Raw genomic sequence first — 19488 nt, 5'->3', positions numbered from 1 at the left:
ATTATTAAGAGCGCGACATCCGCTCAAAGCGGGTTTGTCAGCGGCCGGCTCCGGATGGGGGGCGCAAAGGGGCCGCGCCTCTGGATGTGAAAAATGTCTGCTTATCTGTCTCGACGTCTCGGGCTGTGCCTGCTGGCCTCCACCGCGCTCGTCACGCCTACGCTCGCGTTTGCCGAAAACGACGCCGCCTCGGCTGACTCCACCCAGGTCAGCGAAGCCATCGTCACCGCCACCGGCTCGGGCGTGAACCTACGTGATGCGCCCGCCTCGGTCAGCGTCATCTCGCGCGAGGAGATCGCCCGCCAGCCGGTGCAGAACATCGGTCAACTGCTGGCCCGCCTGCCCGGCGTCAGCGGGGGCCTCAGCGGCACCGGCGAAATGTCGAAGATCAAGCTGCGCGGCCTGCCCGACAACTACGCCCTGATCCTGGTGGACGGCCGCCGGCAGGGCTCGTCGCGTGACCTGGCCTATCGCCCCGACCTCGGCCGTCAGGACCTCAGCTGGATCGCGCCAGACATGATCGAACGGATCGAGGTGGTCCGCGGCCCGATGTCGTCGCTCTATGGCTCCGACGCGATGGGCGGGGTCATCAACATCATCACCCGGCCGATCGCCCCGACCTGGCGCGGCTCGGCCAGCGCCAACTACACCCTGCCGCAGGACGGCGACCGCGGCGACGTCTACCAGGTCTCGGTCAACGCCACGGGCCCACTCGCCGAGTCGCTGGGCCTGCGCGTCGGGGCCGCCTATTCGCGCCAGAACCCGGACAAGGTGGCCCTGGGCGGCCGCTATGAGGACACCGGCGCGTCGGGCGTCACCGACAAGAGCGTCAACGGCGCCCTGAGCTGGGCGTTGACGCCCGACGACACGTTCGAGCTCGACGGAACCTATGGCGTGCAGGAGACGGTCAACCAGCCGCCGCTGACGGCCACGGGAACCGCCCGCACGGCCTGGGGCGCCTCGGAGCTGGAGCGGACCGCCGTGCGCTTCAGCCACAAGGGCGACTGGGGCTTTGGCCGCTCGCGGATCGACGTCTACCGCAACGACTTCGCCTGGAAGATGACCCAAGGCCGCTCGGAGAACACCGAGACCATCGTCGACGCCATCCTCAACATGGAGAAGACGCTGATCTGGACGCACAAGCTGTCGGTCGGCGGCCAGTACCGCCAGGAGAAGATCATCAACACCGACACCATCGGTACGGTGCCGGTCGACTTCAACGGCGGCGTGGTCGACGTGTCGGGCAAGCTGAAGGACGACACGGCCGCCCTGTTCCTCGAGGATCAGGTGACCCTGCGTGAAAACCTGCTGCTGACCCTGGGCGGCCGCGTGGACCGCACCGACAACTACGGCTCGCATGTCACGCCGCGCGTCTATCTGGTCTGGCACCCGGGCGAGGACTGGACCCTGCGCGGCGGAATCTCCAAGGGCTTCCGGGCTCCGACCCTGAAGGAAAGCTCGCCCGGCGCAGCCACCAATTCCGGCGGCAACGGCTGCAGCGGCCTGATCCCGATGGGCTATAGCAGCGGCGGCTGCTGGATGACCGGCAATCCCGACCTGAAGCCCGAGGAGAGCACCAACTACGAGGTGGGCCTGGGCTATGACCGCAGCGACTGGAAGTTCGGGGTCACCTACTTCCACACCGACTTCAGCAACAAGATCGAGTATGCGCCGCTGGGCTTCTTCCAGGGCCGCTGGTGGACGCGTCGCCAAAACGTCCAGAGCGCCCGCACCAAGGGGCTGGAAGCGACCTTCCAGGCGCCGCTGCACGACAAGCTGACTTGGAACACCAACCTGACCTGGATGATCGAGGCCAAGAACCTGGTCACCGGCGCCCAGCTGATCACCACACCGGAATGGTCGGCCTTCTCGTCGCTGGACTGGGAGATCACCGACCGCGCGGGCCTGTTCCTGTCGGCCCAGTACACCGGCAAGCAGCTGGGCGGCGGTACGGCGATCACCCAGGGCTACACGATGTTCGACCTGTCCGGCCGCTTCGCCGTCAGCGAGACGGTCACCTTCCGCGGCGGGATCACCAACGTGTTCGAGAAGGAGATCAATTCCTCGACGGGCTTCAACTACTACCAGCCCGGCCGCCGGTTCTTCGTCGGCATGACCTCGCGCTTCTAGCGAAGGGTTCAGGAACGGCGGGGCCTAGCGCCCCGCCGTTTCCGCGATCGCTGCGCCCAGTTCCTCGATCAGGAACGGCTTACTCAGCACCAGCACGTCGGCGAAGGCCGGGTCGACGCCGGAACGGCCGTAGCCGGTGGCGAAAAAGAACGGCACGCCCCGCTCGCGCAGCAGCTGGGCGACCGGACTGGACGAGCGGCCGTCCAGATTGACGTCGAGAATGGCCAGGTCGAAGCCGTCGGCGGCGGCCAGTTCCAGGGCCTTGCCCAGACGCGACGCCAGGCCCGTCACCGCATGACCCAGCGCCTCGATCATGTCCTCCAGGAGCATGGCGATGGTCATCTCGTCTTCGACGATAAGGATACGCAACGCCACGATCAGATCCCGTCTTCGATCCCGATCCGGGCTTCGATGCGGCAGACCAGGCCCTCGGGCTCGAAGGTCAGACTGACCTCGCCGTTCAGTTCCGCCGACAGGCCGCGCTCGATCAGGCGCGAGCCGAAGCCGCGACGGGTCGGCGGGACCACGGGCGGCCCACCGCGCTCGATCCAGGCCAGTGACAGGCGCCATCCCTTGGGCAGGGGCTGAGCCGTCCAGCGGATCGTCACCACCCCGGCTGCGTTCGACCAGGCGCCGTACTTGACCGCATTGGTGGCCAGCTCGTGGGCGGCCAGGGTCAAGGCCAGGGCCGACTTGGCCGAGATCTCGACATCCTCGCCCTCCAGCACCAGGCGCTCCGGATCATCGCTGTGCGACCCCACCGCCTCCAGCAGCACGCCGCGCAGGTCAACGCCCGTCCAGCGCTCGCCGGTCAGCAGGTCGTTGGCCCGAGCCAGGGTGACCAGGCGGGCGGAGAACTCCGTCGCGGCCTGGTCCATGTCCTCAGCTCGGCGGAAGGTCTGCATGGCGATCGACTGGACCATGGCCAGGTTGTTCTTCACGCGGTGGTTCAGCTCGTTGACCACCAGCCGCAGGTGTTCGTCCTTGCGCCGCCGCTCGGTGACGTCGGTCGCCATGCCGAACCACTCGACGATCTCGCCGTCCGCTCCCAGCACCGGAATGGCCCGCGACAGGGTCCAGCCGATCGCGCCGTCAGCCTGCCAAACCCGGTGTTCCAGCTCGAAGGGCGACTTGGCGGCCACGGCTTTGGCGATCGCCGCGCGCAGGACCGGCTGCTCCTCCTCGGGAATGTAGATCTCGATCCAGCCCATGGTCGGGCCGTCGATGTCAGCCAGGAAGCCGCGACCGTCCAGTTGCTGCACCTCCTGCCAGTCGGCGCTCATCCGGTAGACGACATCGGAGCTGGCATTGACCAGGGCGCGGAACCGGCTCTCGCTTTCGGCCAGGCGAGCCCGCTTGGTCTCGACCGTCCGGGCGTTCAGCATCTTGCCGGTGGAGTCGCTGCAGATGTCGAGGAAGCCGGCGATCGCCCCGCTCTCGTCGCGCAGCGGGCTGTAGGAGAAGGTCCACCAGGTGTCCTCCTCGAAGCCGTTGCGGGTCATGACCAGGTGCTGGTCCTCCGACCAGGTCGCTTCACCGGACATAGCCTGCCGGATCAGCGGTTGGAGGTCGGGCCACACCTCGGCCCAGACCTCGTTCATCGGCATGCCCAGCGCGGCCGGATGGCGTGCGCCCAGGAACGGCGCATAGGCGGCGTTGTAGAAGAAGATCAGGTCGGGGCCCCAGGCCGCGCACATTGGAAAGCGCGACGAGACCATGATCTCCAGAACCGTCTTCAGCGACTGCGGCCAGCCCTCGGGCGCGCCCAGGCCGCTAGCCGCCCAATCGACGGCCGCGAACGCTCTTCGCGTCGCCGCATCCAGGACCATGCCGGAGGTTTCGGACGGCGCCCCTGGCCGCGGAAAAGATGACATGCCGGCAGGATAGGCGGCGATGGGTAGGCTGTCACCCGGGGTGCGGAACGGTCACGGTCCGCAGCGTCTCAAAGCCCGCCTCGCTCTCGATCCGCAGGCGATAGGTCCCGGACCGCAGGAACAGCACCGCCCGCCGCTCGTCCTTGGCCAACACGTGCTGGTCGGCGGGCACGGTGCGGTCGGGCTCGTAGGCATGGACGGCCTGGACGATCACCACCTCACCGGAGGGCCGCTGGGGCGTGGCGACGACCAGCCGCTGGCGCAGGGGATCGGCGGCCATCCAGCCGGGCCGCCCCTCGACGTCCGGCAGGCTGGGGTGGAAGACGGCCAGGTCGGCGCCGGCGATCTCCGCCTCCAGCGCCTGGCCGCCAGCCCGCACCACAATCGGCACCTTGGGCGCGAACCGGGCCAGCACCGCCTCGGTTAGGGTCGTGTCGACGCCGTGCGGGCCGAACGAGCCCGTATAGGCCTGGGCGATAGACAGCGGATCGATCCCGGTCTTCTCCTGGAAGCGCATGGCCATCCAGCGGTTGCCCTTACTGTCGGGCGTCTTGCGCAGATGCGAGAAGCCCACATAGACCAACACTCGCGACGAGGGATGGGCGGCCAGGATGGCGGCCAGGTTCTCGGCTTGGGCGGCCTCGCGGCGGGCGATGGCTTCCGCGCCATCGAGGTTGCGGTCAGACGGGTCACGGCGCCACTCATGAGCTTCCAGCCGGTAGCCCAGGTCCAGGGCCTCGCGGACCGTGTCGGCAAAGACGGGGTCGTAGGTGTAGTAACCGGCGCTGGGTTCGAATGGCTGCCCGGCCTTCATCCCCCGAACGTCCAGAAACTCGCCTGGCCTGCGATTGATGAAGGTCTCGCAAGTCAGGATGTCGAAGCCCTCCGGCCGCAGGGCCCGCATGACCTTGGCCAGGAACAACCGGTGCCGCGAGGCCGAGTGCGACTCGTTCAGCATCACCACCCGCCGCCCGCGCGCGGCCTCGACGATGGCCGCGACGGCGTCCTGGGTCTCCGCATCGGCGGCCAGCGCATCCTTCGGGGTCGGATTGCGCCAGGCCAGGGCCACGCCCTCCTCGCCGACGAAGCTGGCCCACTGGACGTTGAAGTCCCGCGGATGCGGCCCGGCCACCTCGTGCCACAGCGGCAGATAGCGGCCCTCGTCCATCAGCCGGCCTATCCCTGCACGGGGGAACTCCTGCGCGAAGACCGGTTGAGACAGAGCCGCCGCGCCCAGCCCCGCCATCACGCCGCGTCGCGTCGCCTGCGCCGTCATGAACACCTCCCCCGATCGTTCGCCGACCATGGTTTCCATCGGAAGTTGTCCACAGCAAGGCCTGCCATGGACACATCCCGCCACCCTGCTGCCACTCGCCGTCAGCAGGCCCTCTAGCCTTCGCGTACCGGCGATCCTAAATTCGGCCCATGCCTCGCAGCCCAAACTCTGGCGTCTCGGACGTCTCGACCCCGTTCGTCATGGACAACCTCGGGGGCGTCGTCGGCGACGTCGCGGCCGGCGTCATGCCGATGCTGTGGACCCCGCACCGCCCCTCGCGCCCCGACAAGTCGGAGGGTGGCAAGAAGTTCAAGCTGGTCAGCGAGTACCAGCCGGCCGGCGACCAGCCGACGGCGATCAAGGAGCTGGTCGAGGGCATCGAGAACAACGACCAGGACCAGGTGCTGCTGGGGGTCACGGGCTCGGGCAAGACCTTCACCATGGCCCAGGTCATCGAGCGCACCCAGCGCCCGGCCCTGATCCTGGCGCCGAACAAGACCCTGGCCGCCCAGCTCTACAGCGAGATGAAGTCGTTCTTCCCCGAGAACGCGGTCGAGTACTTCGTCAGCTACTACGACTACTACCAGCCCGAGGCCTACGTGCCCCGGACCGACACCTTCATCGAGAAGGACTCATCGATCAACGAGCAGATCGACCGGATGCGTCACTCGGCCACCCGGGCGATCCTGGAGCGCGACGACGTCATCGTCGTGGCCTCGGTGTCGTGCATCTACGGCATCGGCTCGGTCGAGACCTATACCGCCATGACCTTCACCCTGACGGTGGGCGATCGGGTCGACGAGAAGCAGCTGATCGCCGACCTGGTGGCGCAGCAGTACAAGCGCAACGACCAGGCCTTCGAGCGCGGCACGTTCCGCCGTCGCGGCGACACCATCGAGATCTTCCCCGCCCACTACGAAGACCGCGCCTGGCGCGTGACCATGTTCGGCGACGAGGTCGAGGCGATCGCCGAGTTCGACACCCTGACCGGCAAGAAGACGTCCGAGCTGGAGACCATCAAGGTCTACGCCAACAGCCACCACGTCACGCCGCGCCCGACCCTGCGCCAGGCGATCATCGAGATCCGCAAGGAGCTGAAGGAACGGCTGGAGTGGCTGACCGCCAACGGCAAGCTGCTGGAAGCCCAGCGCCTGGAGCAGCGCACGACCTTCGATCTGGAGATGATCGAGACCACCGGCTCGTGCGCCGGCATCGAGAACTACAGCCGCTATCTCTCGGGCCGTAAGACCGGCGAGCCGCCGCCGACCTTCTTTGAATACATCCCCGACAACGCCCTGCTGTTCACCGACGAGAGCCACCAGACGGTTCCGCAGATCGGCGCCATGTACAAGGGCGACCGCAATCGCAAATGGACCCTGGCGGAGTACGGCTTCCGCCTGCCCTCGGCGCTGGATAACCGCCCCCTCAAGTTCGAGGAGTGGGACGCCATGCGGCCGCAGTCGGTCCACGTCTCGGCGACCCCGGCCGACTGGGAGCTGGAGCGGGCTGGCGGCGTCTTCGCCGAGCAGGTCATCCGCCCCACCGGCCTGATCGATCCCCCCGTGGAGGTGCGTCCCGTGTCCAAGGATGGGGCGTCGCAGGTCGACGACGTGGTCGACGAGATCCGCCAGACCATCAAGAAGGGCTACCGCACCCTGGTCACCGTGCTGACCAAGAAGATGGCCGAGGACCTCTCGGAATATCTCAACGAGCAGGGCATCCGGGTGCGCTACATGCACTCCGACATCGACACCCTGGAGCGCATCGAGATCATCCGCGAGCTGCGGATGGGCAATATCGACGTCCTGGTCGGCATCAACCTGCTGCGCGAGGGCCTGGACATCCCCGAGTGCGGCTTCGTGGCCATTCTCGACGCCGACAAGGAAGGCTTCCTGCGTTCGGAGACCTCGCTGATCCAGACGATCGGCCGCGCGGCGCGGAACGTCGACGGCAAGGTCATCCTCTATGCCGACCGGATCACCGGCAGCATGGAGCGGGCCATGGCCGAGACCGCCCGCCGCCGTGAAAAGCAGCACGCCTACAACCTCGAGCACGGCATCACGCCCGAGAGCGTCAAGCGCGACATCAAGGACATCCTCAACAGCCCCTACGAGCGCGGCGACCGCGTGCTGGTGCCGATGGGCATGTCCGAGACCGACGACCGTCCGTTCAGCGGCGACAACTTCAAGGCCGCGCTCAAGGACCTGGAGGCCAAGATGCGCGAGGCCGCCGCCAACCTCGAGTTCGAGACCGCCGCCCGCCTGCGCGACGAGATCAAGCGCATGAAGCTGATGGACCTGGAATTCGCCAACGAAGTCCTGACCGCGACCGGCGACACGGTCGACAAGGCCGCCCCCAAGCGCATCCGCGCGGAGATCCGCCAGGAGAAGGCCGAGGAGTTCCGCAAGAAGCGGAAGTAGGTTTTGCGTAGATGCTTCCCCGCGATGCGGTGGAGCATCTTCCCCCTTAAGCCCAGACACCCCCTTCCCTCGCGCCGCCGCCTCGCGCACCCTGCCGTCATGACAGAAGGCTCCCCGCCCGCGCCGCGCACCTCCCTCGCCATCCTCGTCGAGAAGCTGGCCGGGGTGCTGGTCACCGCCGGCCTGATGGTGACCGGCCTGTTCGGGCTGGGCGTGCTCGACATCTGGATCGCCCGCCGCGACGACATGTTCCTGAAGACCATCCCCGACGTGCTGGTCTCGTGGCGCGATCCTTCGCCGCTGGCCTTCTGGGCGTTCATCCTGACCCTGGCCGTCCCCGCCCTGGTGGTCCCCGGCGCGTTCGGCCTCGATGCGCGTAACGTCCCCCCGGCCCTCGCCCGTCGCGCCCGGCTGGTCGCGATCGGGGCCTCGGCCGCGGCGGTGGTCGGCGGCATCGCGGTGGCAGGCCTCGCCGCTCGCCCCGAACTCGGCGTCGCCACGCCGTTCGGCGCGGCCTGGCTGATCGACGGCAAGGCCCGCGAGCACTGGTCCTGGGGCGCGGCGACCAGCGTCGGCGTCGGCTGCGCGACCACGCCCAGCGAGATCACCGGCGCGGCCCCCACCCACGCCCTCAACTACGACGTCACCTTCCCCAGCGCCGCCGAAGCCCGCCTGGCCCGCGACACGACCGACCTCCGCGCCTGGCTCGGCAAGATGACCCCGATCGACTCGAGCCTGCGAGCCCGCGAGGTCCCCCGCTTCGCCGCCGCCGACGCCGCCTGCATGGCGCACTTCGAGAAAGACCTGGCCGAACCGGACAAGGCCCGCCTGCGGACGCTGATCGGGCTCTAGGGCTTGGCCGCGCTCGCCGGCGCGTATTTGCAGACGCTGGCCTTGCGCTTGGCCATCAGGGCGCGGACCCAGTCGCTGGTGTCCTCGCCGTCCACGAAGGTCGGCGGGTTGGGGTAGATCAGCTGGATCAGGGTGCCGTTGTCGAGGTCGGCCGCCTTGAAGGCCGGGACCTTGGGGTCGTCGACCTCCAGCGGGTCGATGACGGCGATCTTCAGGGCCGGATCGCGCAGCTTCAGGCGCTCGACCGCGCCCAGGAAGGCGGCGCTGTGGAAATTGCCGTTCAGGTGCAGGACCTTGGCGCCGGGATTGGCCTTGCGCGCCAGGACGATCGCCTCGGCCATGGTGTCGTCGCGCGCGGTCTGGGCGGCCAGGCTGCGCTCGGCTTTCAGCAGAGCCTCCGGTGACGTGCTGGCCCCGCCGCCGTGCGCCGCTGCGCCGGACTGGAAGCGCATGTACTTGGCGCGGTAGGCGCCGGTTCCGGGATTGAGCTCGCGCGCCACCCAGCCGCGCTCCTCGGGCGTGAACTGAGCGAGGATCTCGGGACCCAATTGGCCGATGCAGGAGATCGCCCAGGTCGGAGCCTCGGCGGCGATCACGGGCAGGCCGCGCGCCTTGGCGAACTCGACCAGCGGACGGTACGAGGTCGGGTAGTTGTCCCAGGCCCTCCCCTTCTCCTTCAGGGCGTTCTCGCCGACCTTGCCGGCGAGGTAGGCGTCGACGGTGGCCTGCGTGTCGCGCTCGAACTGCTCCAGCGACAGGACATAGCGCGGGTGGCGCGCGACCAGGGCCCGGAACAGCGCCTGCTGCTGGGCGTGGACGCCCGGATGGCGGTGGCTCTCGCCGAAGAACACGACGTCATAGGCCGACAGCAGCTCGGCGGCCTCGGCGGGGCTGACGACACGGGGCTGGCCCTGGGCGTCCTTCATCACGAAGGCGGTGTCGTAGAAGTCGGCCAGGCCCTGGCTCAGGCGATAGCCGTCTGCGGTGGACTGGATGGATTGGGCTTTGGCGGCCGGGGCGGCGAACAACAGCGACGCCGCGATCGCGGCGTGGAGCAAGGCGGATTTCGTCGTCATGACGTCTCGTGATGAAGCAGGTTCGGCGGCCCAGCTTCGTCATAGCCGCTGAGCGCCCCCTCCGTCACGATGCGTATCCGCATCGCGCCACCTCCCCCGCAAGCGGGTGAGGAGGAAACTGCATCTCCTCCCCCGTAAAACGGGGGAGGTGGCCGCGAAGCGGACGGAGGGGGCGCTTTGCGCTACCCCACCATCCCCGCCAGCCGCTGCCGGATCAGCGCTTCAGCCTCGCTCATGATCCGGTCGATCAGGTCCTTCACCGTCGGTACGTCGTGGATCAGGCCCTGGACCATGCCGGCGGTCCAGACGCCATGATCCGTATCCCCCGTCTCCAGGCCCTCGCGACCGCGCGCGCCCTTCACCAGATCCGCCACGTCCTCGAACTTGGCGCCACCGGCGCGTTCGATGGCCACCACCTGCTGGCTGATGGCGTTTCTCGCCACGCGAGCGGTGTTGTGCAGGGTGCGGAAGATCAGGTCGGTGGCGCGCTCGTCATTGGCGACCATGGCCTGCTTGAAGTTCTCGTGGATCGGGGCCTCGACCGTCGCGCAGAAGCGGGTGCCCATGTTGACCCCGTCGGCGCCCAGGGCCAGGGCCGCCACCAGGCCGCGGGCGTCGCCGAAGCCGCCCGAGGCGATCATCGGGATCTTCACCTTGTCGGCCGCGGCCGGGATCAGGATCAGGCCGGGGATGTCGTCCTCGCCCGGGTGGCCGGCGCATTCGAAGCCGTCGATCGAGATGGCGTCGACGCCCATCCGCTCGGCCGACAGGGCGTGGCGCACGGCGGTGCACTTGTGGATCACCTTCACGCCGTTGGCCTTGAAGTGGTCGACATGCTCCTGCGGCTTGTAGCCAGCGGTCTCGACCACCTTGATCCCGCTCTCGATGATCGCGGCGCGGTACTCGGCATAGGGCGGCGGGGTCATGGCCGGCAGGATGGTCAGGTTCACCCCGAACGGCTTGTCGGTCAGGTCGCGGGTGCGGGCGATCTCTTTCGCCAGGGCCTCCGGCGAGGGCTGGGTCAAGGCGGTGAGAAAGCCCAGCCCGCCGGCTTCGGCGACGGCGGCGACCAGCCCCGCCTTGCCGACCCACTGCATGCCGCCCTGGGCGATCGGATGCTCGACGCCGAACAGCTCGGTGAAACGGGTCTTGATGGCCATGCCGACGTCCTTCCCTCTGATTTGGGAAGGACTATGGCCGGGCGCCCGCTACGTCAGGCAAGAGGCTTGCGCCATGCCCCCGGTCGACGGCGCAGGGCGGGCGGCCGGGTCAGCATCAGTGTCGCGGCGAACAGCGGCATGGTCGAAAGCTCCACGTCGCGGATGATGCCGGCGACAGGAAGCTAAGCCGGCAAACCGGCCGACCGTTCCGTGAAGTTTTGTAAGAAAGCGTGGCTACTGCAGACCGGCGCGGCCGATGGCGTAGAAACGCTCCGAGCGCTGCTTCTTCAGCTCGGCCGCGCTCATGGCGCTCATCGCCTTCAGCTCTTCTTCGACCGCGTCGCCAACGGCCTGGATCGCCACGTCGCTGGCCGAGTGCGCGCCGCCGGCGGGCTCTTCGATGATGCGATCGACGATGCCCAGCTTGATCAGGTCCTGGGCGGTGATGCGCATGTTGGTCGCCGCGTCCTTGGCCCGCGCGCCGTCGCGCCACAGGATCGAGGCCGCGCCTTCCGGCGAGATCACCGAATAGATCGAGTGCTCCAGGATCAGCACGCGATTGGCGCCGGCCAGGGCGATGGCCCCGCCGCTGCCGCCTTCGCCGACGATCGTGGCGACCATCGGCACGCCCAGGGTCAGGCAGCGCTCGGTCGAGCGGGCGATGGCCTCGGCCTGGCCGCGCTCCTCGGCGCCCAGACCCGGATAGGCGCCGGCGGTGTCGACGAAGGTGATGACCGGCAGGCTGAAGCGCTCGGCCATGTCCATCAGGCGCACGGCCTTACGGTAGCCCTCGGGGCGAGCCATGCCGAAGTTGTGCTTCAGGCGAGTGGTGGTGTCGTGGCCCTTCTCGTGGCCCATGACCACGACCGGCTGGCCGCGGAACCGGCCCAGGCCCCCGACGATCGCCTGGTCGTCGGCGAACTTGCGGTCGCCGCGCAGCTCGACGAACTCGTCGATCAGGCCCGCGACATAATCGCGCAGGTGAGGCCGCTGCGGGTGCCGCGCGACCATGGTCTTCTGCCAGGCGTCGAGATTGGAATAGGCCTCGGTGCGCAGCTCTTGAGCGCGATCGCGAAGGGCCTGGATCTCGCTGTCGAACGCCCCCGGCCCAGCCGTCTCGGAGAGCTTGCTCAGCTCTTCGATTTTGCTTTCCAGGTCAGCGATTGGGCGTTCGAAATCGAGATAATGAGCGGCCATTGACCTTTAACGTCGCCGTTGATGAAAGGGTGCGAACCTAGTGGCGGAATGCCTCGAGGGAAAGAGGCGAGATTCAGACAGGGAACCGCCCCGAATCCGCCGGGTTTTATCCACAGGGTCCCCACTGAGGATCCCCAGGTGAGTCTCGAATCGAGACTCTCTCCTCTGGTGAATCGCGACATAGAGTCCTATGTTGCTTTGTAGCAGATCGCGGAAGACGATTTGCGCCCGCGGCCCCCGCCCATCGAATGTGGCTCGGACCCGCCTGATGAGAGCAAAGCGTTCCCATGCAGGTGTTCACCTTTTTCTGTGTCGAGTCGGACGGCTCGGTTCCCCGCTTCGACGTCACGCCCTGCGCTGACGACAAGGCCGCCCGCGTCCGCGCCTTTGAACTTTTGGACATGCATACCCGCTGCGACTTCGTGGAAGTGTGGCGCGGATCCCAGCGCGTGTTCGACGTGTCGGCGCACCATGCGGTGGCGGCGTAAGGCCTTATTCTCCGCGCGTTGAATTATTGCGCCGCAACCTGAGCGGCTGTAGCCTTCGCCTCCGGACGGCGCCCAGAACGGGCGCCGCGCACCGGAAGGCCGCTTCATGGACGCCCAGGTCCTCGCGCCCCAAGATCGCCTGATCGTTCCCCCGGCACCCAAGGTCCATCCGTCGCCGCTCGGCTACGCCGTGTTCGGCGAACTGCGCATCGCCTGGGAGATGGGCCGCAACCTGGTCGGGGCCTATTGCGAGGAAGACTTCGACAATCTGGTCACGCCCTACCTGTTCATGGGCAGTCCGGGTCTGGTGGTCAGCGACCCGGCCGCGGCGCGTCAGGTCCTGACCTCGCCGAACTACCGCCGTCCGGTGAAGGCCAGCCGGCCGCTGAAGCCCCTGGTCGGCGAAGGCCTGCTGCTGAGCGAGGGCGAGACCTGGCGGCGGCAGCGCAAGAGCCTGGCCCCGGTGTTCACGCCCGCTGCGACCGGCGGCCTGCTGCCCCATTTCGTCGCCGCCGGCGCGGGCCTGGTCGAGGCGCTGGACGATCGCGACCACGCCAACCTGGCCCAGGCCTTCCACCACGCCACCCTCGACGCGGTGCTGCGCGCCCTGTTCTCGCGCCGCGCCGACGCCGAAGGCGCGCTGCTGGCCGATCTGGCGCGCCGCTACATGGAGGGTCCGGCGCACTTCAAGTTCCTGGACTTCGCCAGCCGCGGCGCCGACGACCTGACCTTTCTGGACGGCGACCGTCGGGCGCTGGGCCGGCGCTGGCTGAAGACGGTCGACGCCCTGATCGCCGAGCGGCGGGCTCACCCGCACCCTGACGTGCGCGACATGCTCGACCGTTTGCTGGCCGCCCGCGACGAGGACGGCGCGCCCCTGCCCGACCGGGAAATCCGCGACCAGTGCAGCTCGATGCTGGCGGCAGGGTTCGAGACCACCTCGCGCCTGCTGTTCTGGGCTGCCTACCTGCTGGCGCTGGATCCGGAGACGCAGGGCCGCATCCGCGCCGAGGTCGCAGCGTTTCCGGCCGAGCGGGTCGCCAGTCTCGACGACCTGAAGGCCTGGCCGCTGCTGCGCGCGGTGCTGTTCGAGACCCTGCGGCTCTATCCGGCCGCGCCGCTGATCGCCCGCGAAGCCCTGGAGGCCGACACGGTGCTGGGCTGCGAGGTCGTTCCGGGCTGCATGATCACCATCAGCCCGTGGCTGATCCACCGGCATCGGAAGCTGTGGGACGCCCCGACCGCCTTCCGGCCCGAGCGTTTCCTGGGCCAGGCCAATCCCTGGAGCGTGGAGGCCTTCATCCCGTTCGGGGCGGGGCCGCGCGTCTGCATCGGGGCGGGCTTCGCCCTGGCCGAGGCCCAGATCATCCTGGCCAGCCTGCTGGCGCGGGTCGAGATCGGCCTGCAGAGCGACCGGCCCGTCCTGCCCAAGGCCTCGATCACCCTGGGACCGGACCACGAGCCGGCGTTTGTGCTGAAGCCCTTGAACGGCGCGGCCTGAAGCGTCAGCTTCCCGCCAGTTGTTCGAAAGGCCCCGCCATGACCGAGACTCCCGCCACGCGCCCCTCCGCCACCGCAGACGACAGCGGCCACGGCGGCCTGCAGACCTTCGTCACCGCGGGTCCGGCCACGATCGTCGCCGACATCGCCGCGGCGAAGGGCGGCCTGGACCTGGGCCCCGATCCGCACGAACTGGTCTGCGCGGGCCTGGCGGCCTGCACCAGCATGACCCTGCGGCTCTACGCCAACCAGAAGAACTGGGACATCGCGGCGATGCATGTCGAGGTCTTCCACCACTTCGACGCCGACCAGACCCCGCACGACCGTTTCGAACGGACGATCACGCTGGAGGGCAACCTCAACGACGAACAGCGCGAGCGCCTGTTCCAGATCGCCGACAAGTGCCCGATCCACAAGCTGCTGACCGCGGGGGCGCGGGTGGTGACGACGGTGGGCGGCGAGTAGGCCAGCACAGGCCCCCTCCGCGCTTCGCGCTCCTCCCCCGGAGGGGGAAGACGGATCACCGTCTGCCCCCTCCCGGGGGCGGACGACCGCGTAGCGGTCAGGTGGGGGCAAGTATCACCTTAGAACCCATACAGCGCCGCGTAGTCCGCATCCTTCCCCGCGATCTGCCGGGCGCAATCGACCATCACCTTGGCCTGTTTCCAGGTGGCGTCGTCCTGCATCTTGCCGTCGATCATCGCCACGCCCGTCCCGTCGGGCATGGCCTCCAGGATCCGGCGCGCGAAGGCGACCTCGGCCGGATCAGGGCTGAACACCCGCTTGGCGATGTCGATCTGGCTGGGGTGCAGGCTCCAGGCGCCGGCGCAGCCCATCAGGAAGGCGTTGCGGAACTGCTGCTCGCAGGCTGCCGGATCGTCGATCGCCCCGAACGGGCCGTAGAACGGCTTGATCCCGTGGGCGGCGCAGGCGTCGACCATCTTGGCGAAGGTGTAGTGCCAGAGGTCCTGTTGCACCGAGGCGCGCGGCGATCCGTCCGCATGCGGATCTTCCACCACACGATAGCCCGGATGGCCCCCGCCGACCCGCGTGGTCTTCATCGCCCGGCTCGCGGCCAGGTCGGCTGGACCCAGCGAAATCCCCTGCATTCGCGGGCTGGCCGCCGCGATCGCCTCGACGTTCATCACGCCCTCGGCCGTCTCCAGGATGGCGTGCAGCAGGATCGGCCGGGTGACGCCGTGCTTGGCCTCCAGCGAGGCCAGCAGCTGGTCCATGTAGAAGATGTCCCACGGCCCCTCGACCTTGGGGACCATGATCACGTCCAGCTTGTCGCCGGCCTTTTCGACGATGGTGGCGATCTCATCCAGGTGCCACGGCGAGTTCAGGCAGTTGATCCGCGCCCAGAAGCCCACGCCCAGGGCCTTGAAGTCGACCTCGCGCGACATCGCCACCAGGCCGGCCAAGGCCGCGCCCTTGGCGTCGGCGGGAATGGCGTCTTCCAGATTGGCCAGGACGACGTCGACGGTCGGCGCGATCTCGGGAAGCTTGGCGCGAACCTTGTCCAGGTGCGGCGGCACGAAGTGGATCATCCGCTCCACGCGAGCTGGCAACTCGCGGTACGGCGCAGGCGCGCCGATGGCCAAGGGCTTGAAAAAACCACGCGGCGTCTTCATCCGCTCACTCCCCGATCTTTATTTCGCAGTTGCGAGAAGACTGCGACGCCGAGGGAGGAGCGTCAAGATTATCGCCGTTCAGGCGGAGGCTTCGCCGCCAGCGGCGGCGGCAGTTCGTCCGGGTCCTCGCGTTCGAGGTCGGCGGCGGCGTCGTTGCTCGAGCCGGGCTTGACGGCCTTGGCCTTGCGGCGACGGGCGGCGGGCTCCAGGCGCAGGCTGGTCAGGGCGTCCTCGCCCTCCTCGCCGAACAGCCCGCGGACGCGGATATCGCGCTGCGGATAGGGGATCTCGATGCCGGCCCCGCGCAAGGCGTCGTCGATCAGCCAGGTATAGGCCGCATAGATCGCCGCCGGGCGGCGCACGGCGTCCACCGTCGGCCAGACCACCAGCTCGAACTTCAGGGCGTGGTCGCCATAGCCGACCAGCCAGACCTGGGCGCGGCGGGTGGCGTCGTCGGGCGAGGTGTAGGGCGCGGCCTTGGCGGCCTTCAGCACCGCCTCGCGGACCTTGGTCTTGTCGGCGCCGAAGGCGGTGACGAACGGCACGCGCAGGCGGCGATTGGTCCCGCGCAGGGTCCAGTTGATCACCTGGTCGTTCACCAGCACCGAGTTGGGCACGATGATGTCGGTGCTGTCGTTGGTGCGGATGCGCGTGGCGCGCGGGCCGATCTCGTGCACCACGCCGCGCCCGCCATTGGGCAGCTCTACGAAGTCGCCCACCGCCACCAGCCGCTCGAACACCAGGCTGACCCCGGAGGCGAAGTCCTTGATGATGCCCTGCAGGCCCAGGCCGACGCCGACGCCGAGCGCGCCGGCGAACACCGTCAGCGAGGTCAGGTCGACGCCCATGGTCGACAGGCCGGCCATCAGCCCGATGATCACCAGGCCGTAGGTGGCCACCTTCTCGACGATGTACAGCGAGGCGGCGTTGCCGGCCGCGCGCTCGCGCAACCGCCGCAGGCCCGCCGAGGTCAGCCGCGCGGCGACGATCGCCGCCACCACGATCAACACCCCCGCCGCCAGCCCGCCGACGGTCACCGAGGCCTTGCCCAGCTTCAGGAGTTCGAAGGAATCGAGCGTGCGGAGCGGATTGGCGGCCATGGCGGGAGTGTGGGGGGATGGGCTGCTTCGGATCAAGAGCGAGCGCCCCCTCCGTCACGATGCGTAACCGCATCGCGCCACCTCCCCCGTTTCACGGGTGAGGAGCAACATACCCCTCCTCCCCCGCCTGCGGGGGAGGTGGATCGGCGCGGATACGCGACGAGACGGAGGGGGCGCTAACCCCTACCGCCCAACCATCGCCAGACCCGCCGCCGTATAGCGCTCGCCTTCCACCGCCGTCTCCGGCACCGCCGCGGCGATACGGGCCAGGTCCTCGGCCGACAGGGTCACATCGACGGCGCCGAGGTTCTCCTGCAGGCGGGCGATCTTGGTCGTGCCGGGGATCGGGGCGATGTCTTCGCCCTGATGCAGGATCCAGGCGAGCGCCAGCTGCGCCGGGGTGATCCCCTTCTCGGCGGCGATGACGGTCAGCGCCTCGACCAGGCCCAGGTTCTTGCTCAGGGCCTCGCCCTGGAAGCGCGGCAGGGCACGGCGGAAGTCGTTGTCGGCCAGCTCGGTCTTGATCGCCCCGGTCAGGAAGCCGCGGCCCAGCGGGCTGTAGGGGACGAGACCAACGCCCAGTTCGCGCAGGGTCGGCAGGATCTCGGCCTCGATATCGCGGAACCACAGGGAATATTCGCTCTGCAGAGCCGCCACCGGCTGCACCGCATGGGCCTTGCGGATCGTCGCCGCCCCGGCTTCCGAGAGGCCGAAATGCTTGACCTTGCCCTCGGCGATCAGGTCCTTGACCGTCCCGGCCACGTCCTCGATCGGCACGTTGGGATCGACGCGGTGCTGGTAGAAGAGATCGATGACCTCGACACCCAAACGCTTGAGCGAGGCCTCTGCGACGGCGCGGATGTGCTCGGGGCGGCTGTCGACGCCGCGCATCCGCGAGAAGCCTTCGCCCGCGCCTTCCGGCGCGATGTCGAAGCCGAACTTGGTGGCGATCACCACCTGGTCACGGAAGGGCTTGAGGCCCTCGCCGACCAGGATCTCGTTCAGATAGGGGCCATAGACCTCGGCGGTGTCGAAGAAGGTGACGCCCAGCTCGACCGCCTTGGCCAGCACCTTGTGGGCGTCGCCGGCCTCCAGCGCCGTGCCGTAGACCTGGCCCATGCCCATGCAGCCGAGACCGATAGCCGAAACCTCGAGACCGTCGCCGAGTTTGCGCGTCTTCATGGGCAGCTCCTGATTTTTTCGCAGAGAATGTCGGAACGCTCGTCGCGCGACCGTCCTAGGCTGAGCAGATAAGGAGGAAGACCGTCATGCCCAAGACCAGTCCGTTCCTGTGGTTCGATAAAGAGGCCGAAGACGCCGCCGCCTTCTACGTCTCGATCTTCCCGAACTCGAAGATCGTCCGCGTCGACCGTTATCCGATCGACCCGCCGCAGGGCCCCAAGGCCGGCGACGTGATGACCGTCAGCTTCGAGCTGGACGGCCAGCCCTGGACGGCGATGAACGCCGGCCCGGCCTTCACCTTCAACGAGTCGATCTCGTTCGTCGTCGACTGCGACGGTCAGGCGGAAGTCGACCGCTACTGGGACGCCTTGACGGCCGACGGCGGCAAGGCGGTCGCCTGCGGCTGGCTGAAAGACAAGTACGGCCTGTCCTGGCAGGTCACGCCCAAGCAGCTGATCGAGTGGACGACCGGCGAGGATCGCGAAGCGGCCGCGCGGGTGTTCAAGGCGATGATGGGGATGGTGAAGATCGACGTCGCGGGATTGAAAGCGGCGTACGAGGCGGGGTGAGGCCGTCAAATCTGCTCCCCCCTTGGGGGAGGAGAATTCATGCCCCCTAAGCCGCCAGCTTCATCAGGCTCCCCGGCGGCATGTCCCGCCGCACCTGGCGGTCCAGGTCCTCGGTCATCTGGTCGAGTTCCTTCAGCGCGCCCTCGGCGTCCTTGACCTCGTCGGAGCGCTCGAACTTGCCCGGCTGGGTCAAGACGCCCTTGATCTTGGCGGTCTGCAGCTCCTCCCTGAAGGCATTGCTCAGACTACGGACGGTCTTGATGAAGTCCATGTCGTTATGGGCCTCCATCTTGGCTTCTTCTTCGATCGTCTGGCGAGCGGCGGCCTGCTGGTCGGGCGGCAGCGACGTGTCCGGCGGGGCGCCCAGGTCCTGGCTGAACATCTCGCCGGAGTCCTTGGCCGCCTTGGCGTAGTCCTTGACCGCGCCCTGCAGTTCCTTGGCGGCCGCCGCCAGCGCCTTGGCCATGGCCTTGGGATCGTCAGCGAAGATCTTCCTGAGCATCTTCAGCTTCTCGATCAGCTGCAGAAGCTTGTCGCGGGCCCGGCCCTTGGCGTCGCCGATCGCGGTCTTGCGGTTGGTCCGCAGGTCTTTCTTGAGCTGGTCCAGGGCCTCGGCCTCCGGACTCTTCTTCTCAGGCTCGGACGCCGCCTTCGGCGCGTCCCGGGTCTCGGTCGCCCTGGCCCCATAGGCCACCGCCGCCATCGCCCCTGCCTGCCCCGTCACCCTCATGGCTTTCGCCCCCGCGCGGCCATTCTGGCCTGTCTGAGCGGCCAGAATGGGGTAACGCGGGTCGCCGTCTGGTTAAGCCTAAGCTTTCTTGACGAACTCCGTCCTCAAAACGAGGCCCTTAACCTTGTCGACATTGGCCTCGATCTCGTCGGGATCGCCGGTCAGACGGATCTTCTTGACCACCGTGCCGCGCTTGAGGGTCACGCCGCCCGAGCCCTTGACCTTGAGGTCCTTGATCAGGGTGACGGTGTCGCCATCGGACAGGATGGTTCCGTTGGAGTCGCGGGTCTCTTCGCTCAT

General features: G+C 68.2%; 18 protein-coding genes and 1 pseudogene. 7 read left to right on the top strand and 12 right to left on the bottom strand.

The window, feature by feature from the left end:
• The first annotated feature begins 93 nt into the window (after window positions 1-93).
• Entirely contained in the window at window positions 94-2130 is a 2037-nt protein-coding gene (locus tag E1H18_RS18335; RefSeq protein ID WP_172271151.1) for a TonB-dependent receptor domain-containing protein, read from the top strand.
• 24 nt (window positions 2131-2154) lie between these two features.
• Here the strand turns inward: E1H18_RS18335 and E1H18_RS18330 are convergent, their stop codons facing one another.
• The 3 genes from E1H18_RS18330 to E1H18_RS18320 all read right to left on the bottom strand — a co-directional run bounded on the left by E1H18_RS18330 (window position 2155) and on the right by E1H18_RS18320 (window position 5280).
• The gene (locus tag E1H18_RS18330) at window positions 2155-2505 is read right to left on the bottom strand and encodes a response regulator (RefSeq protein ID WP_172271149.1); all 351 of its coding nucleotides are present in this window, start codon (window positions 2503-2505) and stop codon (window positions 2155-2157) included.
• Window positions 2506-2507: 2 nt separating this feature from the next.
• Window positions 2508-3959: a sensor histidine kinase gene (locus tag E1H18_RS18325; RefSeq protein WP_172271147.1), complete on the bottom strand. Its 1452-nt coding sequence runs from the start codon at window positions 3957-3959 to the stop codon at window positions 2508-2510.
• A 76-nt stretch (window positions 3960-4035) separates the two neighbouring features.
• Entirely contained in the window at window positions 4036-5280 is a 1245-nt protein-coding gene (locus E1H18_RS18320; RefSeq protein ID WP_206679091.1) for a hypothetical protein, read from the bottom strand.
• A gap of 149 nt (window positions 5281-5429) precedes the next feature.
• Between E1H18_RS18320 and uvrB the strand changes: the two genes are divergently transcribed.
• Window positions 5430-7700 (top strand): excinuclease ABC subunit UvrB, encoded by a 2271-nt coding sequence (gene uvrB, locus E1H18_RS18315; protein WP_172271143.1) that lies wholly within the window; start codon window positions 5430-5432, stop codon window positions 7698-7700.
• Window positions 7701-7799: 99 nt separating this feature from the next.
• On the top strand, window positions 7800-8552 hold the full coding sequence (locus E1H18_RS18310; RefSeq protein WP_172271141.1) for a hypothetical protein: 753 nt from the start codon (window positions 7800-7802) through the stop codon (window positions 8550-8552).
• Here E1H18_RS18310 and E1H18_RS18305 read toward each other — a convergent pair.
• The 3 genes from E1H18_RS18305 to E1H18_RS18295 form a co-directional block, all read right to left on the bottom strand.
• Complete coding sequence (locus tag E1H18_RS18305; RefSeq protein ID WP_172271139.1) at window positions 8549-9628, bottom strand: ChaN family lipoprotein; 1080 nt, start codon at window positions 9626-9628, stop codon at window positions 8549-8551. The genes E1H18_RS18310 and E1H18_RS18305 overlap by 4 nt on opposite strands.
• A gap of 182 nt (window positions 9629-9810) precedes the next feature.
• Complete coding sequence (locus tag E1H18_RS18300) at window positions 9811-10788, bottom strand: nitronate monooxygenase family protein (RefSeq protein ID WP_172271137.1); 978 nt, start codon at window positions 10786-10788, stop codon at window positions 9811-9813.
• A 234-nt stretch (window positions 10789-11022) separates the two neighbouring features.
• Window positions 11023-11985 (bottom strand): acetyl-CoA carboxylase carboxyltransferase subunit alpha, encoded by a 963-nt coding sequence (locus E1H18_RS18295; RefSeq protein ID WP_172271135.1) that lies wholly within the window; start codon window positions 11983-11985, stop codon window positions 11023-11025.
• Between the two features lie 287 nt (window positions 11986-12272).
• Here E1H18_RS18295 and E1H18_RS18290 point away from each other — a divergent pair, with 287 nt between their 5' ends.
• The 3 genes from E1H18_RS18290 to E1H18_RS18280 all read left to right on the top strand — a co-directional run bounded on the left by E1H18_RS18290 (window position 12273) and on the right by E1H18_RS18280 (window position 14438).
• On the top strand, window positions 12273-12473 hold the full coding sequence (locus E1H18_RS18290; protein ID WP_172271133.1) for a hypothetical protein: 201 nt from the start codon (window positions 12273-12275) through the stop codon (window positions 12471-12473).
• Between the two features lie 106 nt (window positions 12474-12579).
• Window positions 12580-13974, top strand: coding sequence for a cytochrome P450 (locus tag E1H18_RS18285; protein WP_172271131.1), 1395 nt, complete (start codon window positions 12580-12582; stop codon window positions 13972-13974).
• 38 nt (window positions 13975-14012) lie between these two features.
• The gene (locus tag E1H18_RS18280; protein ID WP_172271122.1) at window positions 14013-14438 is read left to right on the top strand and encodes an OsmC family protein; all 426 of its coding nucleotides are present in this window, start codon (window positions 14013-14015) and stop codon (window positions 14436-14438) included.
• A 119-nt stretch (window positions 14439-14557) separates the two neighbouring features.
• Here E1H18_RS18280 and E1H18_RS18275 read toward each other — a convergent pair whose 3' ends face one another.
• The 4 genes and pseudogenes from E1H18_RS18275 to E1H18_RS18265 form a co-directional block, all read right to left on the bottom strand.
• Window positions 14558-15607 (bottom strand): CoA ester lyase, encoded by a 1050-nt coding sequence (locus E1H18_RS18275; RefSeq protein ID WP_172271120.1) that lies wholly within the window; start codon window positions 15605-15607, stop codon window positions 14558-14560.
• A 68-nt stretch (window positions 15608-15675) separates the two neighbouring features.
• Window positions 15676-16707, bottom strand: a complete 1032-nt coding sequence (locus E1H18_RS18270) for a mechanosensitive ion channel family protein (RefSeq protein WP_172271118.1) — start codon at window positions 16705-16707, stop codon at window positions 15676-15678.
• A 32-nt stretch (window positions 16708-16739) separates the two neighbouring features.
• Window positions 16740-16900, bottom strand: a pseudogene (locus tag E1H18_RS26895) (hypothetical protein); the annotation flags it as partial.
• Window positions 16891-17889, bottom strand: coding sequence for an aldo/keto reductase (locus E1H18_RS18265; protein ID WP_172271116.1), 999 nt, complete (start codon window positions 17887-17889; stop codon window positions 16891-16893). The pseudogene E1H18_RS26895 and the gene E1H18_RS18265, both read right to left, overlap by 10 nt.
• Before the next feature lie 86 nt (window positions 17890-17975).
• On the opposite strand from E1H18_RS18265, the gene E1H18_RS18260 reads away from it, so the two are divergent.
• Window positions 17976-18458 carry a VOC family protein gene (locus E1H18_RS18260; protein ID WP_172271114.1) on the top strand — a complete coding sequence of 161 codons (483 nt, stop codon included), beginning with the start codon at window positions 17976-17978 and terminating at the stop codon, window positions 18456-18458.
• A gap of 46 nt (window positions 18459-18504) precedes the next feature.
• Here the strand turns inward: E1H18_RS18260 and E1H18_RS18255 are convergent, their stop codons facing one another.
• Complete coding sequence (locus tag E1H18_RS18255; RefSeq protein ID WP_172271112.1) at window positions 18505-19188, bottom strand: hypothetical protein; 684 nt, start codon at window positions 19186-19188, stop codon at window positions 18505-18507.
• Between the two features lie 78 nt (window positions 19189-19266).
• Window positions 19267-19488 (bottom strand): alkylphosphonate utilization protein, encoded by a 222-nt coding sequence (locus E1H18_RS18250; protein ID WP_172271110.1) that lies wholly within the window; start codon window positions 19486-19488, stop codon window positions 19267-19269.

It is taken from the genome of Caulobacter sp. RHG1, from assembly GCF_013181195.1.
Taxonomy (GTDB): Bacteria; Pseudomonadota; Alphaproteobacteria; order Caulobacterales; family Caulobacteraceae; genus Caulobacter.
This window is presented reverse-complemented; position numbering and strand designations above follow the sequence as displayed.